The sequence below is a fragment of the Mycobacterium sp. NGS27 genome (assembly GCF_059813005.1).
In genome coordinates this window covers 1-666 of the sequence record NZ_JCALDT010000037.1, presented here as the reverse complement: position 1 = coordinate 666, position 666 = coordinate 1, and the positions used below count along the sequence as shown (strand labels likewise).

Annotated in this window: 1 protein-coding gene; it reads right to left on the bottom strand. The window is 69.4% G+C overall.

Features of this window, described 5'->3' with window-relative positions; all coding sequences use genetic code 11:
• Positions 1-647 (bottom strand): DUF222 domain-containing protein (locus AC5Y30_RS25455; RefSeq protein WP_499922077.1); only part of this gene is annotated, 647 nt, incomplete at its 3' end.
• Between the last annotated feature and the right edge of the window lie 19 nt (positions 648-666).

Sequence of the window (666 nt, the reverse complement as noted above, 5' to 3'; positions counted from 1 at the left end):
GCGTCCGGGCCGAGCAAGGTGCCCTCCAGATGCGCCAACCCCTCCCCCATGTCGGCGACCCACACCTCGCGCCCGGCCGCACGTTCCTTGCGGCGCCGCACCGCATCCGCATCGGCGCGAGCGACCACCTTGTCCACCTGCGCGGCCAGCCGGCCCCGGGTCATCGACGGCCACCGCGCCACGTTGGCCGCCAACTCGGCGTCCACCGCCGCCAACACGTCGGGATCGGTGATCAAATCGGTGCGGAACACGATCGTTTGAAACATCAGGTAGCCGATATCCCCGGCCGCGAACACCGCGCCCACTTTCGGCAGCCGCTCACGCATCGCGCGGGCATACCGCACCCGGCTGGCGGCCAACCCCTGACTGATCCGCAACGCCGCGGCCACCTCGGCAGCGACGGCCTCCTGGGTGTCGATCGCCCACTCCTCGGTTTCTGAGCACCGCGACAACCGGTAGGCGAACAACTTCCCGATCGCGACCAACTGGGCGGCCGCGGCCCGATTCTCCGCCCGCGCCGACACGCAAATCTCATCCGCCAACCCCACGGACTCCGGCGTCCGCGACGGACACTGCCGCTCGCCAAGGTCGTCAAACCAGGCCATCGCCTCCGGCGACGACCCGAGACCCGCCCTTGAGTCGAACATACGTTCGATATTACCACGG